Source organism: Enterococcus durans NBRC 100479 = LMG 10746, from assembly GCF_001544215.1.
Taxonomy (GTDB): domain Bacteria; phylum Bacillota; class Bacilli; order Lactobacillales; family Enterococcaceae; genus Enterococcus_B; species Enterococcus_B durans.
In genome coordinates this window covers 1-18,028 of the sequence record NZ_BCQB01000020.1, presented here as the reverse complement: position 1 = coordinate 18,028, position 18,028 = coordinate 1, and the positions used below count along the sequence as shown (strand labels likewise).

The window sequence follows — 18,028 nt, the reverse complement described above, 5'->3', positions numbered from 1 at the left end:
AAGAAGAAATGAACGAAAATTGCTTTTTCAAATTTTTGTGAATTTCGGCTTATTTCCGAAAGATTTGCTTCTGCTCCCACCGTTTATTCGTTTTTAGAGAATGAGACAAAAGTGTTTCGGCTCTTTGTCAAATGATGTTGGTAAAGAGAAATCTTAGAATAATTTGGACAGAACAGAAAGAAGAAAACCTCTTTCTGTTCTGTTTATTTGGTTAAAAATGTTTTGCCATGACGAATCATGATTCGTAGTTTGAAATTGTAAAAGTTGCGAAAGCCGTAAGCATTGCGTTTTAATACTTTGATGTGGTTGTTTAAACATTCCAATGGTCCATTTGAATAGCTGTAGTGAAGCGCATTTTGGATCTGTGGCAGAAACTTTTTAAACGTTCGTAAAGTTGTTGTATAGGTTTCAGGCAGACCGCTAATGTCTCTAGTTAAACAATCCTCAAATAGTGACTGATCTCTTTTCTTTACCGCATAAAGAACGTCTTGGTATAACTGATAGCCTTGGCGTAGGTTGGGACAAGCAGCTAACAGTCGATCGACAATCTCACTTTCAGTCAAATAATCTTTAAAACTGGCACGCCAAACCCGTTTTTCGTAGTTTAACTTTGCTTCTTCTTTTTGTAGGAGTTTCCAATAGCGTTTCAATTTTTTCCCTAACCCTCGTTGAGAGTGGGAAGTTCCTTTAAGCCGTGCCGTGGTTTCTTTCACTCGATGATTCAAGAAGGTTCTGCCAATATGTTGGACGATGTGGAAACGGTCGATGATCAACTGAGCATTCGGGAAAAGCTTTTTAACTAACGAAGCATAAGGCGCATACATATCAATAACAATCAATTGAACGGCTTCACGAGTCGCTAATGAAAACCGAGAAAAATAGCGTTCTAAATAAGGCAAGCGTCGATTTTCGACAATATCCAATAATGCATGGCTTTGTCCGTCCATCATGATAAAACTCATTGCACTGGCAACACTTCGAACCGATTTGAATTCATCAAAGCATAAGACCTTTGGCAAAGTCTGTTTGAAAGGATTCAATGGGCGGTAGAATCGCTTCATGACACGATAGACCGAAGAAGTGGAGATATTTTTCTGACGGGCGATTTCCGTCATGGAAGTATTCTCTTTTAAGCGAGCAATGACAGACCAACGAACTTTTTGACTAATGAAACAGTGTTTTTCAGCAACAGAGGTATCCGCTACGAATGTTCTTTGGCAAGACTTACATTTAAATCGTTGTTTCTTCAACTCCAGATAAGTGCGATACTCAGACACATCATTCAGTAACAACCGAACGGTTGTCGTCCCCCAACGAATGATCCTAGAGGGGACGACACAAAGACAATGGGGACACTCTTCTGGCGTGTACTGAAGAGTTCCTTTGTAAATCAAGCAAATTTGCCCTTTATATTTTTCTTTAGTTAAACAATTTTCCTCGAAATAGATATTTAGGTCTAGGATATTTAGGGTATCTTTGATAAGCTGAGTATGAGACATCTTGAATCCTCCTATGAATTTGTTAGCCAAATTAATTCTAAAGGATTTCAGGGTGTCTTTTCTATATTTTTTTATACAAAAAAAGATGTTGGCGAAGTTCACCAACATCAAAAAGTATAGAGCCAGTGTTTCTTACTTTTGTCCTATGCTCTTTTTTTTTGATCTTTCCAAAAAAACTGGCTTTTGTACGCTGCTTATTCGAGAGTCTGTGGCAAAACTAATTTTTAGATTTGTCCCACATTCTTTTCGACAATAAGAAAGGGGACCAAATAGATACTTTTGACTCAGGTTTTAAACAAGAATAAACGGTGACGGAAGAAGAAAATCAGCTTGATATCCCAGAGCAAAACACTTCTGGACCGGTCTCAATCGTAGGGTTATAAGCTGTATTTCTTCAGGTATGCTTGGCAAATTGATCGTTTAATCGAAGCTTTTTTGCGTGTTGCTGTATGTTAACCGTTTTCTCGGTAGTGGATGCTGAATAAATTTACTTTTTCAAATTGATATATGAAGAAAGCTGGTGTATTCTTTTAACTAAATGTTTTAGTGAAGGTGGGAAAAGGGTTTGTCTGTACGTCTACGGGGGTTTATTTATGTAATCAGTGGTTCGATTTTATGGGGAGCATCTGGGAGTGTCGCCCAATACTTTTTTGCAAAAAATGCTGTTAGTACGGAATGTATTGTTGGTCTGCGGTTGTTAGGTGCTGGTTTTTTATTGTCTTTATGGGCTTTTTTTACGCAACGAAAACAGTTGACTCAACTGTTCAGTCGGCCGAAAGATATAGGTCATGTGTTGTTGTTTGGTTTTGCTGGTGTTGTGCCATCGCAATTTACTTATTTTATGGCGATCCGCTTGGGTAATGCCCCGACCGCCACTATTCTGCAGTTTTTAAACCCGGTTTTTATTCTGCTTTATTATTCGATCCGTCAGAGAACAGCTCCGCGACGAATTGATCTCTTATCGATTGTTTTAGCGATTGCAGGGACCTTTCTATTGGTGACACATGGTAGTTTGAATCAACTCGTTTTATCACCGTGGGCGGTTTTTTGGGGGATCATGGCTGGGATTGCGGCAACTTTATACACCTTGTTACCGAGAACCCTTTTGCGAACGTATGATGCTACCTTAGTAACTGGCTTGGCAATGTTAGCGGCTGGAATTGCTCTATTGCCGTTTATTTTACGGGAGTGGCCGCTGCATTTATCAAGATCGAGTATTCTTTCTTTGGCCTTTATTATTATTTTTGGTACGTTGTTTTCTTATTTGTTTTATCTCAAAAGTTTGCAGTTTATCAATCCCACTACGACAAGTTTATTGAGTTCGTTTGAACCGTTAACGGCCACTTTTTTATCTGTTTTATTCTTGAACACGTTATTTGATTGGTCTTCTTTGGTGGGAATGGGGTTGATTTTATCTACTACGATTTTACAAGCTTTAGCAAGCAAGTTGCCTTTTAGACGTTACCGTGATAAAAGGATAGGAGTTGTGGGAAAGCCGAAATGAGATCTTTTAGGGCTTTTGCAGCACTTTAATGAAGAAAATGACAACCAAAAATGGTATGAGAAGGCTGATGACTGGTTGTTGGATTTTTTGAACGATAAAAATAGTGATGCTGAGAAGACTATGACTTTAGTCTTCTTAGCATTTTTTACTTTGTTTTCAGAAGGTAAAAGTAGCATAGAAAATTCAATTATGGCAACACACGATCATATGATTTTTACTAGGAGTGAAGGATCATTGAATGGAGAGAACTAAAAGAATGTGGGGCATGTTCTAAATACAAATAAACTGCGGGAGCATAAGCAATTCCTACATAAACAAACCAAAAGCACTTGGAGTGAAACACTTCTGTTTCAGCCTCTTTTCTTTCTTCTATAAAACAACTATAATATAAAGTGACGTTAAAAGAGAAGAGGAAAAAGTGTGCGGGTTTTATTTATTGGTGATGTAGTAGGTTCAATGGGGCGAGAAATGATTACAGAGTATCTTCCTCGATTAAAGAAAAAATTTCGACCACAGGTGACGATTGTCAACGGGGAAAATGCAGCTGCTGGAAGAGGGATCACAGAAAAAATCTATAAGAAGTTCTTACAAGATGGTGTAGATGTGGTCACTATGGGGAATCATACATGGGACAATAGAGATATTTTTGAGTTTATTGACCAAGCAAAAAAAATGGTACGTCCAGCTAATTTCCCAGAAGGAACACCAGGACAAGGGATAGTATTTGTCAAAGTCAACCAGCTTGAATTAGCAGTTATCAATATGCAAGCTCGTTCTTTTATGGTGGATCTAGATGACCCTTTCCGTAAAATGAATGAATTGATCGAAGAAGCAAGAAAAAGAACGCCAATTATTTTTGTTGATTTTCATGGGGAAACAACTAGTGAAAAACAAGCAATGGGTTGGTTCCTAGATGGAAAAGTTTCCGCAGTCGTTGGAACACATACCCATGTGCAAACGAACGATGCGCGTATCTTGCCTCAGGGGACAGCTTATTTAACTGATGTTGGTATGACTGGTCCGTATGATGGAATCTTAGGAATGCGACGTGAACCTGTTATCGAGAAATTCCTAACTGCCCTACCTAAACGTTTTGAAGTGGTAGAAAACGGCAGAGGGCTTTTGAGCGGTTGTTTGTTAGAGATCGATGATGTGACTGGAAAAGCAAAAACGATTGAATTGATCCAAATCAATGAAGATCGGCCATTTTTAGAATAGAGAGTGAGCGAATATTGCCAAAAGAAGCGAACATTCAAAAAGAAGCAGACAAGCTTATGGAACAATTAAGTCTGAATGAAGTAATCATCCGCTACAAAGAACTAGAAATGAAAGTACAAGAGAATCACTATCTAACGCAACTTACAGAAGAAATCCAAAAAGCACAAAAAGAAGCAGTGAACTTTGCACATTATGGCAAGAAAGAAGCGGAAAAAGAAGCGATTGCACGAGCGAATGAGCTGACTGAAACAATGGATCAGCATCCGCTTGTCTTGGCTTACCGCCACCAATTGGTTGAAGCAAACGACCTTTTGCAACATTTGACGAAGATGATCCAAGAGGAAATCAATGAATGGATAGAGGAGGAAGAGCATGCCTCAAAAAACTAAGAATACTCCGATGATGGAACAATATTTAAGCATCAAGGCTCAATACCAAGATGCTTTTTTGTTCTATCGTTTGGGTGACTTTTATGAATTATTTTATGAAGATGCTATCAAAGCATCGCAAATTTTAGAATTGACGTTAACGAGTCGTAACCGAAATGCAGATGATCCGATTCCGATGTGTGGCGTGCCACACCATGCAGCCCAAGGGTATATCGATATTCTGATCGAAAAAGGCTATAAAGTGGCAATTTGTGAACAAGTCGAAGATCCCAAGACAACTAAAGGAATGGTCAAACGTGAAGTGATCCAATTGGTCACTCCAGGAACAGTCATGGACAGTAAAGGTCTTTCGGCTAAAGACAATAATTTCTTGACAGCTGTAGTGAATGATGGAACTGATTTTGGTTTTGCCTATGTTGATTTGAGTACGGGAGAATTAAAAACAGCCCATTTACATGATGAGGAAGCTGTTTTAAATGAAACTTCTGCTTTGCAGACCAAAGAACTTGTTCTGGGAAATGAAATCAGCGAAACACTTTCTGAACAATTGAAGAATCGTCTAGGTTTAGTTTTTTCAAAACAAGAAACAAGTGAAGAAAATGCGGAATTTAGTTTTTTGACAAGTGAATTGAATGACCCGCTTGAAAAAGAAGTGACTGGCAAATTATTGACTTATTTAGCAGTTACACAAAAAAGAAGTCTCTCGCACATCCAAAAAGCGGTAGAATATCAACCCGATCATTATTTAAAGATGGACTACTATTCAAAATTCAACTTGGAACTAAGTCAGTCTATTCGGACAGGCAAGAAACATGGGACACTCTTATGGTTGCTGGATGAGACAAAAACAGCTATGGGTGGTCGTCTGTTGAAACAATGGCTAGATCGTCCTTTGATCCAGTTGAAGCAAATCAACGCACGTCAGGACATGGTAGATTCACTTTTAAATAGTTATTTTGAAAGATTGGATCTTCAAAGTGCCTTGACGAAAGTCTATGATTTAGAACGCCTAGCAGGAAGAGTGGCTTTCGGGAATGTCAATGGGCGTGACTTGATCCAATTGAAAACTTCATTAGAACAAGTACCGTTACTTCGTCAGTTGATTGAAGGCATCAATGAAGGACAGTGGACAGAACTATTAAAAGAAATGCAACCGATGGACCAATTAGTACGCCTGATCGATCAAGCGATCCAAGATGAACCTCCTTTACAGATCACTGAAGGAAATGTCATTAAAGATGGATTCAATGAACAATTGGATGCCTATCGTTCAGCAATGAAAAACGGTAAGCAATGGCTAGCAGAGTTAGAAGCAAGAGAACGACAAAATACAGGGATCAAAAACTTAAAAGTTGGTTTCAACCGCGTTTTTGGGTATTATATTGAAATCACGAAAGCCAATCTTGCGAACACTGAACTAGAAAAGTATGAAAGAAAGCAAACACTAGCGAATGCAGAGCGCTTCATAACCCCTGAATTGAAAGAATTAGAAACACAGATTCTTGAAGCAGAAGAAAAATCAGTAGATTTAGAATATCAGTTGTTTTTGGCAGTAAGAGAAGAAGTGAAAAAAGCCATCCAACCATTACAAACACTTGCCAAGGCTATTAGTACAGCAGATGTTTTGCAAAGCTTCGCTACTATCAGTGAACGCTATCAATATGTGCGCCCTGAAATGGTTACAAACCGTCATGAACTAGTGATTCAAGAAGGACGCCATCCAGTAGTCGAAAAAGTTTTAGGACATCAAGAGTACATCCCGAATAGTGTGGAGATGGCAGAAGATGAAATGATCTTGTTGATAACAGGACCAAATATGTCAGGTAAAAGTACGTATATGCGGCAGTTGGCATTGACTGTTCTAATGGCACAAATGGGTTGTTTCGTACCCGCGCAAAAAGCCATCCTACCAGTATTCGATCGGATCTTTACTCGTATTGGAGCAAGTGATGATCTTATTGCTGGCCAAAGTACATTTATGGTTGAAATGATGGAAGCGAACCAAGCATTGCTCCATGCTACACCGAATAGCTTGATTCTATTTGACGAGTTAGGTCGAGGAACGGCAACGTATGATGGTATGGCATTAGCCCAAGCAATCATTGAGTATATCCACAAAAACGTACAGGCAAAGACATTGTTCTCTACGCACTACCATGAATTGACTGTTTTAGACCAAGAATTACCTCAGTTGAAGAATGTCCACGTGGGTGCGGTGGAAAAAGAAGGGGAAGTGGTCTTCCTCCACAAGATGATGGACGGACCCGCAGACAAAAGTTATGGGATCCACGTAGCGAAAATTGCTGGATTACCTCCTAAATTATTAGAGCGGGCAGCTAAAATTTTAGAAACGCTAGAAGCGGGCGATACTATCCATCATTCAGTCGCTGTCGAAGTTGAAGTGGCATCAAGCAAAGAAATCTCGTATCCAGAAGCTAACACGCTACAAGAAGAGCCAGCAGAAACACAACAACTTTCATTGTTTAGTGAATTAAGTGAATCAGAAACAGCTGTCATCACCGCTTTAAAACAGATGAACCTTCTAGAAATGACGCCGATGGATGCATTGAATCAATTATACGAACTAAAAAAACAACTATAGGAAGAAGGCGTTGAGATGGCAAAAATTCAGGAACTATCGGAACGATTAGCCAATCAGATCGCAGCTGGTGAAGTTGTCGAACGGCCAGCATCCGTGGTAAAAGAACTCGTTGAAAATGCCATTGATGCCGGAAGTACGCAAATTGATATTTTAGTTGAAGAAGCAGGCTTGAAAAAAATCCAAGTCATTGATAATGGCGAAGGTATCTTGACTGAAGATGTGGAAAATGCGTTCAAACGCCATGCTACAAGTAAGATCCATAGTCGTGATGATCTTTTCCGCATCCGTACGTTAGGGTTTCGCGGAGAGGCGCTTCCTAGTATTGCTTCCGTATCGTTGCTTACGATTGAGACAGCAAATCAAGAGGAAACACAAGGAACCTACTTAGAATTGAAGGGCGGAGAAGTAATAGAGCATCGCCCGGCGCCACTAAGACAAGGAACAAAAATCACCGTTGACAATCTGTTCTTCAATACACCTGCACGGTTAAAATATGTAAAAACATTGCATACGGAGTTAGCCAATATTGGCGATATCGTCAATCGCTTAGCTTTAAGCCATCCCACGATTGCATTTCGTTTAGTCCACGATGGCAATAAAATGTTGGCAACAGCAGGAAATGGAGATCTAAAACAAACGATTGCGGGGATCTATGGATTAGCTACAGCAAAAAAAATGTTGAAAATTGAAGCGAACGATTTAGATTTTGAAGTCTTTGGGTATGTTTCTTTGCCAGAAGTTACTCGTGCAAGCCGAAATTATTTATCGACGATCATCAATGGCCGCTTCATCAAGAATTTCTCGTTAAACAAAGCAATCGTGGCAGGTTACGGCTCGAAACTAATGGTTGGTCGTTTTCCAATTGCTGTTTTAGAAATCAAAATGGACCCGTTATTAGTCGATGTCAATGTCCATCCTACAAAACAAGAAGTCCGTTTATCCAAAGAACAAGAACTGACAGATTTGATTGCTCAGGCGATCCAAACAGCACTATCACAAGAAAACTTGATTCCTAGTGCTGCAGACAATTTAAGATTTAAGAAAAAAGTACCGGATCAACCAAAAGCTGAACAAATCGAGATTGATTTATCTTATGCGTTTGAAGAGCAGAAACCAAAAACCCCGCAAAGTTTGGGTTACGATCAAACGACAGGCGCATTCTATGTTTCTGAGGAAAAGAGTCCAGTTGTGAACGATTCTGTTGATAACTCTGTGGAAAGTGTTGAAAACAATGAGGAATTTTCTGAAGAAACAGGGGATTATCCAGAAAAACAGGGAAAAACGGTGGATAAACCTGGTGATACTGTGGATAACTTTGTAGAAAAATCAGTGGATAAGTCTGCAGATGAGTTATCCACTGTGGGCAACTTTTTAGAACAAGAAGTTCCTAGTCAAGATGTAGCGGAAACTGTGTACGAGGAAGAATTAGCTTTACATCCAGAATTTGAGCTAGGGAAAAAAGATCGTGGATTGGAGCAAGCAATCCAAAAACTCGAGACTGAAAAGGCAACACAACGTTTTCCTCAGTTGGAATATTTTGGACAAATGCATGGAACATATCTCTTTGCTCAAAGCAAAGAAGGACTCTATATCATTGACCAACATGCCGCTCAGGAACGGATCAAATATGAATATTTCCGAGAAAAAATCGGGGAAGTCACAGATGACCTTCAAGAACTGCTTGTTCCTTTTGTTTTAGATTACCCGAATAGCGACGCATTGAAATTAAAAGAGCAGAAACCTGTACTTGAAGAAGTCGGGATTTATTTAGAGGAATTTGGCCAAAATAGTTTTATTGTTCGTGCGCACCCAACTTGGTATCCAAACGGGGAGGAAGAAGCGATCATTCGAGAAATGATCGATATGTTATTGTCCACTGGAACGGTTAGTGTGAAGAAATTTCGTGAGGCAACAGCAATCATGATGAGTTGTAAACGATCGATCAAAGCGAACCATTATCTGAATGAAGCACAGGCTAGGGTACTGTTGAACGATCTTGCCCAATGTGAAAATCCGTTTAATTGTCCACATGGAAGACCAGTACTGATCCACTTCACTAATTCAGATATGAAAAGAATGTTCAAAAGGATCCAAGATCCACATTAAGGCGAAGAGGGGAAAACAGATGAAAGTTGTTTTGGCTTCACAGTCACCAAGAAGAAAAGAATTACTAGGACGATTGGTTTCCACATTTGAGGTTCAACCTGCTGATATCGATGAAACGCCATTTGAAGGGGAAAACCCTAAACAATATGTACAACGAATGGCTCTTGAAAAAGCGAAGGTTGTTAAAAGTAAACAACTACCAGATACATTGATCATTGCAAGCGACACGACGGTGGTGCTTGAAGATGAGATCATGGGTAAGCCTGAGAATGAGGAAGAAGCGCAAGAGATGCTTCGAAAACTAAGTGGCACGACCCATGATGTCTATACAGCAGTCGTTCTAACAGATCATCAAAAAGAAGAAAAAATCTTAGCACATGCGGCAGTTACTTTCTACGATCTAACAGATGTAGAGATCGCTGCTTACTTAGCAACTGGTGATTATGCTGATAAAGCAGGCGCATATGGTATCCAAAGCCTGGCTGGTGCGTTTGTCAAAGCAATTGATGGCGACTATTACAGTATTGTGGGATTTCCCATTGGTGCCGTCAATCAAGCGCTGAAAAAATTTAACTGAAACTAAAAAAAGGCTCATTATCAAAGGATAGTGGTAATGAGAAATTCTGGAATAAATTAGACGAGGTCGAGACAAAAGTCGTTTAGGTTTGATAAATTGGAGAGAAAAACGAACAATACGCTTTTTGTATTGCTCGTTTTTTTTTTTTGAAATTTCCAAAAAACCTGATTTTTAGATTTGTTCCATATTCGTTTATTATTGTAGGTTTTGAAGACCCTTGTATAGTAGGCAGTTCCGGAAAGCTTCCAACGAGGTAAAAAAGCCTCTTAAACTGGTAAGATGAGGAAAATGGGACAAAAGTAAGAAACACTTTTGTCTCGACCTCATTTTATTTCCAAAGATTAGTCCTTGTTGCTTATAGATGTCAAATTCATTCTAAAGAATTTCAAGCTATCTTTTCTATACTTTTGAATCACAAAAAATGTTGACGAACTTCACCAACATCAAAAAGTATAGAACCAAAAAAATGAGCCAAGTAACCTCGTTATGCAGAGGTTATCTGGCTCATTTTGTCTTACTTGATTTTTGCTTTACCGACTTGTTCGCCGTGGCGGACAAGTCCTGTTTGATCGAGTGATAATCCAGCTACTTTTTCATCGTTAGTTAGAACAACGAGGATATCGGTCTTTTTCCCTGCTTGCTCAACCGCAGCTAGATCCATTTCAGCTAAACGTGTATTTGGTGTGACAAGGTCGCCTTCTTTCACGTGTATAGTGAAAGGCGCTCCTTTTAACTCAACCGTATCAAGTCCCATATGAACAAGGACTTCAAGGCCTACATCACTTAAGATACCGATAGCGTGTTGTGTTTCAAAAACGCTAGTGACTCTACCACTGACAGGTGCATACACATTGTTGTTTGAAGGTTCGATCGCGTATCCTTCACCCATCATTTTTTGAGAAAAGACAGGGTCATCAACTTCGATGATCTCTTTAACTGGTCCATCTGCTACTGCAAACAATTCTTCAGTAAGAGCTACGCTAGTTGTTGCTGTGTTGACTGGTTCGAACTGTTTTGGAGCAACAGTGCTACCGTCTGCTGTTTGTAATTGGACACTTGATTCAGCAACAGGTACAGCTCGATCAATTTTATTCAAAATACCTTGACGTCTAAAGATGACAGTCAAACCGAAAGGAACAATGACTGCAATGACCATTGCAATGATAAATGGTACCCATGCTTGTGCTTGGATAGCCAAGATGCCAGGCAAGCCTCCTACACCGATAGCATTTGCGCGTACACCCATCAAGTTAGCGAACATCCCTGCTAGACCCGAGCCAACCATTGCTGCCACAAATGGATAAACGTATTTCAAGTTGATCCCGAACATTGCAGGTTCTGTTACACCTAAGTAACAAGAGATCATTGCAGGAATAGAGATTTGTTCTTCTTTTTTATTCCCTCTGTGTAAGAAGATGATTGCCAGTACAGCTGAACCCTGTGCGATATTTGATAGAGCAATCATAGGCCAGAGGTTCGTTGAACCAAAATCAGCAATCAACTGCATATCGATCGCATTTGTCATATGGTGCAATCCAGTAATTACTAATGGGGCATATAAGAAACCAAATACTGCACTGAATAGCCAGCTGATTGAAGAAGTCAACCCTGTATTTACGACATTTGAGATCCAGCTACCAATTGTCCAGCCGATAGGACCTAAAATTACATGAGCTGCTAAGACTGTTGGTACCAATGAGAATAATGGTACGAAGATCATTGAGATCGACTGTGGGATATACTTACGGAAGAAAATTTCCAAATAAGCTAACATGAATCCGGCAAGCATTGCTGGAATCACTTGTGCAAATCCGAAATCCCAGAAAGGAATATCAGCAGCAGTTGTAGCTACACTATAGGCATTTAATAATTGCGGTGAAACTAATGTGATCCCTAAAACAATTCCTAAAATTTGTGTAGTACCCATTTTCTTCGCGATACTCCAAGTGATCCCGACAGGTAAGAAGTGGAAGATTGCTTCACCTGGTAACCATAAGAATCCATTGACACCATTCCAGAACTGAGAATGTTCAACGATCGTTCCACCAAGACTCGCAAATTGGATACCTTCTAATACATTACGAAAACCTAAAATCAGTCCACCCACGATAATTGCAGGAATCAGTGGTGTGAAAATTTCCGCTAAAACAGCAATTGCTCGTTGGACCGGATGAAGATTTTGCTTGGCTGCGACTTTACTTTGTTCTTTGGATACGCCTTCAACACCAGATACAGCGACAAAATCATTGTAAAATGTGGCTACATCATTGCCGATAATTACTTGAAACTGGCCTGCGTTAGTAAACATTCCTTTGACACTGGGAATATCTTCGATTGCTTTTTCGTCTGCTTTTTGCTGATCATTCAAAACGAAACGCATACGTGTAGCACAGTGACTCACAGCGGCAATATTTTCTTTTCCGCCGATACTCTCTAGTAGTTTTTCGGCATCTACTTGGTACTTTGCCATAGGAATAAACCCCTTTCTTTTCAACTTGTGTATACAAGTTGTTCATATCCATACTATACTGTTTTATTTAGTGAATTGCAAGCGTTTTATTTGAAAATAAAAAAATCTTGTAACCGCTATAAAAAACGATGGAGTGAATGGAGTAAGAAAGTAGCCAGAACATTGAAATCAGAAAAAAGCTGTAGTATAGTTGATTAACGAGTAAGAGATTTCAACTGTTTAGTGGAGGAGAAACGAATGAATAAATTCAATGAAATTTTTTTAGATTTGGAACAAAAAATTTTGGAAAAAGAATATCCTCCCCATACGTTGTTGCCAAGTGAGAATCAATTGATCAAGATTTATGGTGTTTCACGGGAAACAATCAGAAAAGCGCTTAATCTTTTGACAACAGAAGGTTATATCCAAAAAAAACAGGGAAAAGGGTCAATCGTATTAGAACGTAATCGATTTGATTTTCCAATCGCTGGTTTAACTAGCTATAAAGAGCTACAAGAAGCACAACATATTCCTAGTGAAACCATCGTGCAGACGTTAGAAGAAACAACAGTTGATCAAGCACTTAGCGATGTTACTGGTTGGGTAAAAGGAACACCGGTCTGGCATTTGATACGTCAAAGAAAAATCAATGGGGAAATCGTGATCTTGGATAGAGATTATCTATTGAAGGACGTAGTTCCTGTGTTGACAAAGCAGATCAGTGAAGGGTCTATTTATGAATACTTTGAAGATGAGTTACAGCTGACGATTGCTTATGCCCAAAAAGAAATCACCGTTGAACCTGTGACAGCAGCGATAGAAGAAGCTATGGATCTAAACGGAGACCAATACGTAGTGGTTGTGAGAGGCTTAGTCCATTTAGAGGATACGAGTTGTTTCGAATATACCGAATCGATCCACCGTTTAGACAAATTCCGCTTTGTAGAGTTTGCAAGAAGACGAAAAGTATAAACCTGTAGCAAAATGAGCAGATTGTTTGCTTCTCCCTCCTTTGTCATTATGATTAAAAGACAAGGAGGCGTTTTTGATGAACGAAATTGAAAAGAAAAAACAAGAGTTAAAAGAACAAGAACCAATTTCCTATGCAGTGACACAAGAAAACGCGACAGAACGACCATTCACAGGAAAATATGATGATTTTTATGAAAAAGGGATCTATGTTGATATTGTCAGTGGTGAGCCACTATTCAGCTCTGCCGAGAAATATGATGCAGGCTGTGGGTGGCCAGCTTTCAGTAAGCCAATCACAAGAAAAGATATCAAAGAAAAAGCTGATTTCTCACATGGGATGCATCGAGTAGAGGTGAGGAGCAATCAAGCAGACTCACATTTAGGGCATGTCTTCAATGACGGCCCCACAGAAAAGGGTGGCTTACGCTACTGTATCAATTCTGCGGCTTTAAAGTTCATTCCTTATGAGGAAATGGAACAGCAAGGATATGGCGACTATCGCTCGTTAGTTGAATGAAAGGTCTGACCATGACAAATTATCAAGTATAATCAAGAAAACGTCTAAGGCGGACAATCAAACGGCTTTCAGTAAAAGAATGACCAATATCTGAACTTTTTATCCACGATCAAGCGCTGTGAACGATGAAATTTGAGGCTGGGACAGAAGTGTTTAACTCCGAGAAATAAGAAGGAGTTGCTTCTGCTCCCGCCGTTTATTCGTTTTTAAAGAATGCGACAAAAGTGTTTCTACTTCTGGCCCAGCCTCGCCTACTGGGGATAGTCACAAATTTCATTGTTTGCGGCTTTTTCCGTCGTATTTTTTTATCCGCTTATCGAGTCCAGTACTGTTTTTGACCTGTACCCGAGATGCTGGCTAGAGATGAGGGCAGAGAAAGCAACACTATGAGATTAAAACAGCTATTTCTCTCTGTTCCAAAGTTTATATGATTTTGGATACATATGACTTGATGATGCGGGAACAAAAATAGCGACCTCTTTTTTCAAAAGCCAAAGTGTGCTACAATAGGAGAAAATATGCGAACGTATGTGTGTGAAAGAAAGAGGATAACAAGATGTATGAATATCTGACAGGTGTGGTCACTTTTATCAATCCCTATTACATAGTAGTTGAAGCAAATGGGATCGGTTATCAAATTGCTTTGGGAAATCCTTACCGTTATAGCAGTCAAATGAACAAAGAAGTAAAAATCTACGTCCATCAAGTCATCCGAGAAGATGCGCATCTTCTCTATGGCTTCGGTTCTCTAGAAGAAAAACAATTATTCTTACGATTGGTCAGTGTTTCAGGCATTGGTCCTAAGAGCGCCTTGGCTATTATGGCTAGTGACGATCATTCGGGATTGATCCATGCAGTAGAATCTGGAGATGTCACTTATTTGACGAAATTCCCGGGTGTTGGTAAAAAGACAGCGCAGCAGATGATTCTTGATCTAAAAGGAAAATTTGGCGAGTTGAGCATCGAGACGCCCTTCAATTTATTTGATGAGACTGCACTGCAAGATGCAACGGCTCTATCTGAGGCAATGGAAGCTTTATCTGCATTAGGATACAGTGAAAGAGAAGTCAAACGTGTAGAAAAACAACTAAAAGAAGTGGAAAATCAAACCACTGATGAATATTTACGTCAAGCATTGAAATTGATGATGAAAAAATAAGGAGGGCTATGAATGACAGACGAACATCTATTATCGCCTGAAACGGGTGAAAATGAACTTAGTTTGGAAAAATCCCTCCGCCCGCAGTATCTTTCGCAGTATATCGGGCAAAACAAAGTCAAACAAGAACTAAAGATCTATATCGAAGCAGCTCGTAATCGGGAAGAGCCTTTAGATCATGTATTATTATATGGTCCTCCAGGTTTAGGAAAAACGACAATGGCCATGGTGATTGCAAACGAAATGGCGGTGAATATCCGGACTACGAGTGGACCGGCTGTTGAACGACCAGGGGATCTAGTGGCGATCCTCAATGAATTAGAAGCTGGAGACGTATTATTTATTGACGAAATCCATCGGTTACCGCGGGTAGCAGAAGAAATGCTTTATTCGGCGATGGAAGATTTCTATGTAGATATCATGGTAGGCCAAGGACCGACTGCTCATCCAGTCCATTTTCCGTTGCCACCATTTACATTGATTGGCGCAACAACTAGAGCAGGAATGCTGTCGGCACCACTTAGAGATCGGTTTGGGATCATTTCCCACATGGAGTACTATGAAGAATCTGATTTAAGAGAGATTGTTATCCGTTCTTCTGATATTTTCCAAACAGAAATCATCGAAGAAGGTGCGTTAGAGATTGCACGACGCTCGAGAGGAACACCTCGTATCGCAAATCGCTTGTTGAAGCGAGTCCGAGATTTTGCGCAAGTCCAAGGCGATGGAAAAATCGATCAGCAGATCGCAGATCGAGCATTGACTTTATTACAAGTGGACCAAGCTGGGCTAGATTATGTGGATCAAAAACTGTTGCGGACAATGATCGAATTATATGGTGGAGGACCGGTCGGACTAAGTACTTTATCCGTCAATATCGGGGAAGAACGAGAAACAGTAGAAGATATGTATGAACCTTTTTTGATACAAAAGGGATTTTTAAAGCGTACACCGCGAGGAAGAATTGCGACTGCCTACGCATACGAACATTTTGGCTACGACTATCAGGTCTGATTTTGTAGTGAATTCAATTCTTTAAGTGGAAAGATAGGAGGAATGTGGATGGGTGATACACTGCACACGAAACAATTGATCAAAACCGTGTTTATCGATCTATGTCAAGAACAGTCTCTACAAAAAATCAGTGTTCAGCGGATTGCGCATGAAGCTGGAATCAATCGTCAGACGTTTTATTATCATTTTACAGATAAATATGATCTATTACGCTGGGTCTATTATGAAGACTGTTTACACTATCTAGATCCTGATTCTCTTTCTTTAGACAATTGGGAAGAACAAGCTTTGAAAATGTTAAAAGCAATCGCTGCTCAAAAAGATTTTTATGCAAGTACAGTAGTTTCAGACCAAGAAGTAATGCAAAAAGAATTTATAACGATCATCCAGCAATCATTTATCAAGATTTTTGAAGAAATGGACGAGGAAAAGCAATTATCTTCAACAGATAAATTGTTTTATGCCCGTTTTTTCTCCTACGGTTGTAGTGGGGTATTGATCAATTGGATCACTCACGAGTATACTGAAACGCCAATGGAGATTGCGATGCAACTCTTTCGTTTAGCCAAAGATACAGAGTTGTATTCTTACCGGTTGTACGCAAAAGAAGAACTAGAAGAAAATGAATGAGGGGAGAACCTGTCAATGACTAGCGTTTTATTTGTGTGCTTAGGAAATATCTGTCGCTCACCGATGGCTGAGGGACTATTGAAAAAGCGGATTGTAGATGCTGGGATGTCGCATCGATTTAGGATTGATTCAGCAGCCACTAGCACGTATGAAATTGGACGTTCACCTCATCCAGGTACGCAAGCGATCTTAGCAAAAGAAAATATTTCTACAGAGGGTATGATTGCCCGCCAAATCCAGCCACAAGACTTCCAAAAATTTGACTGGATCATTGGTATGGATCAGTCGAATGTCGAGGAACTAAAACAGTTAGCACCTACAGATGCTCAAGCCAAAATCCATTTATTTTTGAGTAGTGTACCAGGGAAAGAAGAACAAAATGTTCCTGATCCATATTACACACATGATTTTGATGAAACCTATCAACTGTTGAGCCAAGGTCTTGATTATTGGCTAAAAATATGGAGAAAAGATCAATAAAATAACAATATATATGATAAGTTAACGCTTACTTTTTTTAACTGAAGCAAATCATATTCTTGTTTTTTCGCTAAAAATTAGGTAAAATAGACTTAATTAAGTAACACTTTCTTAGTTAAAGGAGGAGTGCATTCGATGAATGAAGAACCAGTATCACCTATGAAGAAACTGACCAAGTTAGTGACACATACGTCCTACCAGCTTTTCGATTCTTTTGTAAATGACACTGAGAAAATAGCAGAGAATGTACGTCTGCAAGGAAAGTTTGTTCTTGAACTACAAAAAGCGGCAGCGCAACACAGTTTAGTCATTCTGCAAGTCAGAGAAAATCGCATGAGTAATAAATATGAAACGATCTCGGGCTGGGTCGCAACGAAAACAGTGGAAAAAGAGCGGGTCATGATCCGTTTACAAAACCAAGAACAACAAATACGTATGATACCAATTGAACAAATCGAAAAAATCACTAGCCTTTCACCAGCGGGAGAGCAAGAACGATTATCAAAATAAATCAAATCGAAGAGGTTGGGACAGAAGTGTTTAACTCCGAGAAATAAGAAGAAATTAACGAAAATTACTTTTCAAATTTTTGTGAATTTCGGCTTATTTCCGAAGGAGTTACTTCTGCCCCCCACCGTTTATTCGGAGTTAGAGTCTGTGGCAAAACTGATTTTTAGTTTTGTCCCACGCTCTTTTTTTTGTATCAAAGGATCGAATAAAAGCAGAAAATATAGTAGAAATAAAAAAAGGTCCTGCTAGCCGGGGAGCTAGCAGGATAAGGAGTTAAAAATGAAAAAGTGTTGTTAGGGTTGTTTGTTGGTATGCTTATATAATAGCGAGGAGTTGTGAATTTTTTGTGACGAAAGTTTTTGAAAGTTGTTAAATTTCTTTGTAAAAATTATTTCTTATTGT

At 39.4% G+C, this 18,028-nt stretch carries 15 protein-coding genes; 13 read left to right on the top strand and 2 right to left on the bottom strand.

Going from position 1 to position 18,028, the window contains the following annotated elements:
- Nucleotides 1-203: 203 nt before the first annotated feature.
- Entirely contained in the window at nucleotides 204-1,499 is a 1,296-nt protein-coding gene (locus ED2_RS07350; RefSeq protein WP_016177209.1) for an ISL3 family transposase, read from the bottom strand.
- 565 nt (nucleotides 1,500-2,064) lie between these two features.
- Here ED2_RS07350 and ED2_RS07345 point away from each other — a divergent pair.
- From ED2_RS07345 to ED2_RS07315, 6 genes are all read left to right on the top strand, one after another.
- Nucleotides 2,065-3,003, top strand: a complete 939-nt coding sequence (locus ED2_RS07345) for a DMT family transporter (protein ID WP_005875261.1) — start codon at nucleotides 2,065-2,067, stop codon at nucleotides 3,001-3,003.
- Between the two features lie 420 nt (nucleotides 3,004-3,423).
- Nucleotides 3,424-4,221: a TIGR00282 family metallophosphoesterase gene (locus tag ED2_RS07335; protein WP_005875264.1), complete on the top strand. Its 798-nt coding sequence runs from the start codon at nucleotides 3,424-3,426 to the stop codon at nucleotides 4,219-4,221.
- Nucleotides 4,222-4,235: 14 nt separating this feature from the next.
- The gene (locus tag ED2_RS07330) at nucleotides 4,236-4,610 is read left to right on the top strand and encodes a YlbF family regulator (protein ID WP_005875266.1); all 375 of its coding nucleotides are present in this window, start codon (nucleotides 4,236-4,238) and stop codon (nucleotides 4,608-4,610) included.
- Nucleotides 4,594-7,212 (top strand): DNA mismatch repair protein MutS, encoded by a 2,619-nt coding sequence (mutS, locus tag ED2_RS07325; RefSeq protein WP_060789736.1) that lies wholly within the window; start codon nucleotides 4,594-4,596, stop codon nucleotides 7,210-7,212. Before ED2_RS07330 ends, mutS begins: the two co-directional genes overlap by 17 nt.
- 15 nt (nucleotides 7,213-7,227) lie before the next feature.
- Entirely contained in the window at nucleotides 7,228-9,318 is a 2,091-nt protein-coding gene (mutL, locus tag ED2_RS07320) for a DNA mismatch repair endonuclease MutL (protein WP_016177211.1), read from the top strand.
- A gap of 19 nt (nucleotides 9,319-9,337) precedes the next feature.
- Complete coding sequence (locus ED2_RS07315) at nucleotides 9,338-9,895, top strand: Maf family protein (RefSeq protein ID WP_016177212.1); 558 nt, start codon at nucleotides 9,338-9,340, stop codon at nucleotides 9,893-9,895.
- A 514-nt stretch (nucleotides 9,896-10,409) separates the two neighbouring features.
- On the opposite strand, the gene treP is transcribed toward ED2_RS07315, so the two are convergent.
- Entirely contained in the window at nucleotides 10,410-12,365 is a 1,956-nt protein-coding gene (gene treP / locus ED2_RS07310; RefSeq protein WP_016177213.1) for a PTS system trehalose-specific EIIBC component, read from the bottom strand.
- A gap of 237 nt (nucleotides 12,366-12,602) precedes the next feature.
- On the opposite strand from treP, the gene treR reads away from it, so the two are divergent.
- From treR to ED2_RS07275, 7 genes are all read left to right on the top strand, one after another.
- The gene (treR, locus tag ED2_RS07305) at nucleotides 12,603-13,316 is read left to right on the top strand and encodes a trehalose operon repressor (protein WP_005875275.1); all 714 of its coding nucleotides are present in this window, start codon (nucleotides 12,603-12,605) and stop codon (nucleotides 13,314-13,316) included.
- 76 nt (nucleotides 13,317-13,392) lie between these two features.
- Nucleotides 13,393-13,833 carry a peptide-methionine (R)-S-oxide reductase MsrB gene (gene msrB, locus ED2_RS07300; protein WP_005875277.1) on the top strand — a complete coding sequence of 147 codons (441 nt, stop codon included), beginning with the start codon at nucleotides 13,393-13,395 and terminating at the stop codon, nucleotides 13,831-13,833.
- A gap of 556 nt (nucleotides 13,834-14,389) precedes the next feature.
- Nucleotides 14,390-14,992 carry a Holliday junction branch migration protein RuvA gene (ruvA, locus tag ED2_RS07295; protein ID WP_005875279.1) on the top strand — a complete coding sequence of 201 codons (603 nt, stop codon included), beginning with the start codon at nucleotides 14,390-14,392 and terminating at the stop codon, nucleotides 14,990-14,992.
- Between the two features lie 12 nt (nucleotides 14,993-15,004).
- On the top strand, nucleotides 15,005-16,006 hold the full coding sequence (gene ruvB, locus ED2_RS07290) for a Holliday junction branch migration DNA helicase RuvB (protein WP_005875281.1): 1,002 nt from the start codon (nucleotides 15,005-15,007) through the stop codon (nucleotides 16,004-16,006).
- Nucleotides 16,007-16,054: 48 nt separating this feature from the next.
- The gene (locus ED2_RS07285) at nucleotides 16,055-16,636 is read left to right on the top strand and encodes a TetR/AcrR family transcriptional regulator (protein ID WP_005875283.1); all 582 of its coding nucleotides are present in this window, start codon (nucleotides 16,055-16,057) and stop codon (nucleotides 16,634-16,636) included.
- Nucleotides 16,637-16,651: 15 nt separating this feature from the next.
- Complete coding sequence (locus ED2_RS07280; protein ID WP_005875285.1) at nucleotides 16,652-17,116, top strand: low molecular weight protein-tyrosine-phosphatase; 465 nt, start codon at nucleotides 16,652-16,654, stop codon at nucleotides 17,114-17,116.
- A gap of 135 nt (nucleotides 17,117-17,251) precedes the next feature.
- Complete coding sequence (locus tag ED2_RS07275; protein WP_005875287.1) at nucleotides 17,252-17,626, top strand: hypothetical protein; 375 nt, start codon at nucleotides 17,252-17,254, stop codon at nucleotides 17,624-17,626.
- The last annotated feature ends 402 nt before the right edge of the window (nucleotides 17,627-18,028 follow it).